General features: G+C 67.0%; 4 protein-coding genes. All 4 read right to left on the minus strand.

Annotated elements, in window-relative coordinates:
- Nucleotide 1 precedes the first annotated feature (1 nt).
- Nucleotides 2–1204, minus strand: a complete 1203-nt coding sequence (locus V7067_RS15540; RefSeq protein ID WP_334176813.1) for a pyridoxal phosphate-dependent aminotransferase — start codon at nucleotides 1202–1204, stop codon at nucleotides 2–4.
- Nucleotides 1205–1523: 319 nt separating this feature from the next.
- A complete protein-coding gene (locus V7067_RS15545) occupies nucleotides 1524–1886 on the minus strand; it encodes a hypothetical protein (RefSeq protein ID WP_334176814.1) in 363 nt (120 codons plus the stop codon).
- Between the two features lie 211 nt (nucleotides 1887–2097).
- A complete protein-coding gene (gene trpS, locus V7067_RS15550) occupies nucleotides 2098–3141 on the minus strand; it encodes a tryptophan--tRNA ligase (protein ID WP_334176815.1) in 1044 nt (347 codons plus the stop codon).
- Nucleotides 3142–3270: 129 nt separating this feature from the next.
- The coding region (murJ, locus tag V7067_RS15555) for a murein biosynthesis integral membrane protein MurJ (RefSeq protein ID WP_334176816.1) at nucleotides 3271–4764 on the minus strand (1494 nt) is incomplete at its 5' end.

Genomic DNA, 4764 nt, shown 5'->3' on the forward strand with positions numbered 1-4764 from the left:
ATTACTTCAGATTACCGCAGAAGCGCTGAATGCGCTTGCAGGCTTCTTCCAGCGCCGCGTTGGAGGTGGCGTAGGAAATGCGGAAATGGGGGCCGAGGCCGAAGGCCGAACCCTGCACCACCGCCACGCCTTCGCTCTCCAGCAGCTCGGTGACGAAGCCCTGATCGTCCCCGATCACCTTGCCCGAAGGCGCGGTGCGGCCGATGGTGCCGGCGCAGGACGGGAACACATAGAACGCGCCCTCCGGCGTCGGGCAGGTGATGCCGCGGGCCTGATTGAGCATCGAGACCACGAGGTCGCGGCGCTCCTTGAAGACGGCGGCGTTCGTCGGGATGAAGTCCTGCGTGCCGTTCAGCGCTTCCACCGCGGCCCACTGCGAGATGGAGCAGGGGTTGGAGGTCGACTGGCTCTGCACCTTGGCCATCGCCTTGATAAGGGCTTCCGGGCCGGCACCGTAGCCGATGCGCCAGCCGGTCATGGCATAGGCCTTGGAAACGCCGTTGACCGTCAGCGTGCGGTCGAACAGCGCCGGTTCCACCTCCGCCGGGGTGGTGAAGACGAAGCCGTCATAGGTGAGATGCTCATACATGTCGTCGCTCATCACCCACACATGGGGGTGACGCACGAGCACGTCGGTGAGCGCCTTCACCTCGTCGCGGGTATAGGCCGCGCCGGTGGGGTTGGAGGGCGAGTTGAAGATCACCCACTTGGTCTTCGGGGTGATGGCCGCTTCCAGCGCCTCGGCCGTGACCTTGAAGCCGGTGGCGGCGGTCGCCTCCACGATCACCGGGGTGGCGCCGCACAGCAGCACCATTTCCGGATAGCTGACCCAGTAGGGCGCCGGCACGATGACCTCGTCGCCGGGGTTCAGGGTGGCCATCAGGGCGTTGTAGAGCACCTGCTTGCCGCCGCCGGAAACCGAAACCTGCGCCGGCTTGTAGGCGAGGTTGTTCTCGCGGGCGAACTTGGCGACGATGGCTTCCTTCAGTTCCGGAATGCCGTCGACGGCGGTGTACTTGGTCTTGCCGTCGCGAATCGCCCGGATGGCGGCTTCCTTGATGTTCTCGGGCGTGTCGAAGTCCGGCTCGCCGGCACCGAGGCCGATGACGTCACGCCCGGCGCGCTTCAGCTCGGCGGCCTTGTTGGTGACGGCAATGGTGGCAGACGGTTTCACACGCGAGAGCGCATCGGCAATGAAGCCCATTTCAGTCCCCGGAGGATAGGCGCCCGGCAGGGCCGGCGGCGGCGCCGCGGCCCCCTTCTTCAAGGGGCGGATGCGGGCTGCGGCAGAAACCGAAGTAGCCGAACGCGGGTTTTAAGAACGTCGGATGCAGTGATTGGACATACTCTGCCGCGCTCTGCAAGGGCGCGGCGCAAGTTTGTGTGCGGTATTCCGCCTTTACGGCGAAAGTCCGCCCGCGGGCATTCGCCGGACGCCGGCGGGAAAGCGGCTGCCGGAAACGACAACGGGCAGCCCCGCGTGGTGCGGAGCCGCCCGCAGCGGCCTGCGGCAGCGCCGCAAATCAGAAGGGAATCACGCCCTTGGAATAGGTGCCGTGATAGCTGTCGACCCACGGCAGCGGATCGGGATTGTCCGTCACCAGCGGCAGCGAATTGACCCAGCGGTAGGGCGAACCGGTGTGAGCCAGCGGACCCTGGCTGACCGAGGGCTGGCCCTGATTCATGAACACGCCCGGCAGCGACTGGCCATAAGGACCGGCATAGTCGCCCGAGGGCTTGGTCACGGTGATCTCGGAATTGCCGGCCTTCTGCTGGCCCGCCTGCTGCGCAGAAGCTGCGCCCGCCGACAGCACCACCAGCGTGGCGACAAGGGCACGCGCGAGCACACGCTGCGGCGCGGTGTCGAGGTGGAAAGCTGCCCGCATATTCTCCTCCGTCAATCGCTGGCCAGGCCTGCAATATGGATGATGCCGCCCCCGCCGGCCTAGGTGTTCCCCTTTTATAGCAGAACACGCAAGCCGGAAACGAGGGCCGGCGGCTTTAATCAGGCCTGTGTTGCCTTCGCGCCGATGGTTTTGGCTAATAAAGCCTTTGTGAAATGCCGGTCCGGCGGGCGCCGGGCCGGCGTGCGGCGCGTCAGCGGCGGGTGGAAAGCAGCCCGAGAATTTCCTTCATGGTGGCAACCACCGGATCGGCGATTGCCGCCGCGCGCCCGGCGCCATCGGCCAGCACCGCGTCGATATAGCCCGGATCGGCCTTCAGGCGGCGCATCTCGCCGGCGATGGGGGCGAGCTTTTCCACCGCCAGATCGGCCAGCGCCGGCTTGAAGGCGGAAAACTGCTGGCCGCCGAACTCGTCCAGCACCGACTGCTTGGTGCGGTCGGCCAGCGCCGCATAGATGCCCACGAGGTTGTCGGCCTCCGGTCGTCCTTCCAGCCCCTTGAGTTCGCCCGGCAGGCCTTCCGGATCGGTCTTGGCCTTGCGGATCTTCAGGGCGATGGTGTCGGCATCGTCGATCAGGTTGATGCGCGAATAGTCGGACGGATCGGACTTCGACATCTTCTTGGAGCCGTCGCGCAGGCTCATGATGCGCGTCGCCGGGCCCTGAATGAGCGGCTCGGGCTGCGGCAGATATTCCGTGCCGAAGCCGAGCCCGTCGATGCGCGCGGCATAGTCGTTGTTGAACTTGGCGGCGATGTCGCGGGTCAGTTCCAGATGCTGCTTCTGGTCCTCGCCCACCGGCACATGGGTGGCCCGGTAGACGAGAATGTCGGCGGCCATCAGGGTCGGGTAGGTGAAGAGGCCGACGGAGGCGTTCTCCTTGTCCTTGCCGGCCTTTTCCTTGAACTGCGTCATGCGGTTGAGCCAGCCCATGCGCGCCACGCAGTTCAGCAGCCACCCCATTTCGGCATGGGCGTGAACCTGCGACTGGTTGAACACGATGTGGGCCCTGGGGTCGATGCCGGCCGCAAGATAGGCGGCCGTCACCTCGCGGATGGCGCCGGTGAGCTCGACCGGGTCCTGCGCCACGGTGATGGCGTGCAGATCCACCACGCAGTAGACGCAGTTGAACGCATCCTGCAGCGGCACGAAGCGCGCCAGTGCGCCGAGATAGTTGCCCAGATGCAGGTTCCCGGTCGGCTGGATGCCGGAGAACACAAGCGGCTCGAACGTCGTCATGACTTCATCGACCTTGAATTCAGGTGTACCGGGGCCTTATGGCGAAGCCGGCCTGCCGGTGCAAGCGGCAGCCGGCGTTGTGCCGCCCGATCGGGGCGGCATCGCGGCCGCTGCGCCGGCCGGGCCGCGTCAGCCGCGCCGCCGCGACAGCACGCGGGCGATCTCGCTGCGGCGGATGGCGCCCGTCAGCACCGCGGCCACGGCATAGACGATGCTGCCCCCGATGACCAGAATGAGCACGGCGGCAATGCGCTTCAGGCCGCCGGCGGCGCTGAGCGGGGCGGTGAAATTGGCGATGGCGACGAGGGCGATGGTCATCACCGCGGTGGCCAGCACCAGGCGCCACAGCGCCGAAAGCAGCCGCCGGTCGAGCCGGTAGAGCCCGGCGCGCGACAGCCCGCGATAGAGCAGGCCGACATTGAGCCAGCTCGCCAGCGTGGTGGCGATGGCCACGCCCACATGGCCCATCACCGGAAACAGCGCGAGGCTGAGGACGATGTTCACGCCGACATTGATGGCCGAATACCACATCGGCGTGCGGGTGTTCTCGCGGGCGAAGAAGGCCGGCTGGAACACCTTGATGAGCACGAACGCCGGCAGGCCGAAGCCGTAGGCGGCCAGTGCGGAAGCGGTGGCGACACTGTCGGCGGCCGTGAAGGCGCCGCGCTGGAACAGGCCGACGCACAGCGGCTGCGCGACCGCGACAAGGGCGGCGGCGGCCGGCAGCGTCAGCGCCATGGAGAATTCCAGCGAGCGGTTCATGGAGTGGTTGACGGTGTCGACATCGCCGGCGCGGATGCGGCGGGCGATATCGGGCAGCAGCACCACGCCCACCGCGATGCCCACCACGCCGAGCGGCAACTGATAGAGCCGGTCGGCAAAATAGAGCCACGCCACCGCACCTTCCTGCGTGGAGGCGATGGTGGTGCCGATGAACACGTTGATCTGCACCACGCCGCCGGCAATGATGCTGGGGCCGGCCAGCGCCATCAGCCGGCGCACGCCCTGCGTCAGACGCGGGCGGATGAGGGCCAGATGCATGTCGGCCCGCGCCGAGGCGACGATCAGCACGATGAGCTGCAGCACGCCGCCCGCCACGTTCGCCCATGTCAGCCAGTAGCCGGCAAGATCGGTGCCGATTTCGCCCTGCCAGTAGATCCAGACGAGCGCGGCGATCAGCACCGCGTTGAGCAGGCTCGGCGCAAACGCCGCCGCCACGAAGCGGTTGAGGCCGTTGAGCACGCCCGAATAGAGCGTGACGAGGGAAATCAGCGCCAGATAGGGAAAGGCGATGCGGCTCAGCGCCACCGTCAGGTCGAACTTGGCGGGGTCGGAAACGAAGCCCGGGGCCAGCAGGAAGGTGATCTGCGGCATGAAGATTTCCGCCACCACCGTCAGCACCAGCAGGAGCCAGCCCATGGCGGCCAGCGTTTCGCGGGCGAACTGGCGGGCACTGTCCATGCCTTCGCCTTCGAGGCGGCCGGCAAACAGCGGCACGAAGGCAGAGGCGAACGCCCCTTCGGCGAACAGCCGGCGGAACATGTTGGCGAGCTTGATCGCCACCGTGTAGGCCTCGGCCACCGGACCGGCGCCGATGGCGGCGGCGATGAAGGAATCGCGGAT

It is taken from the genome of Pseudoxanthobacter sp. (assembly GCF_036822375.1).
Taxonomy (GTDB): domain Bacteria; phylum Pseudomonadota; class Alphaproteobacteria; order Rhizobiales; family Segnochrobactraceae; genus Pseudoxanthobacter.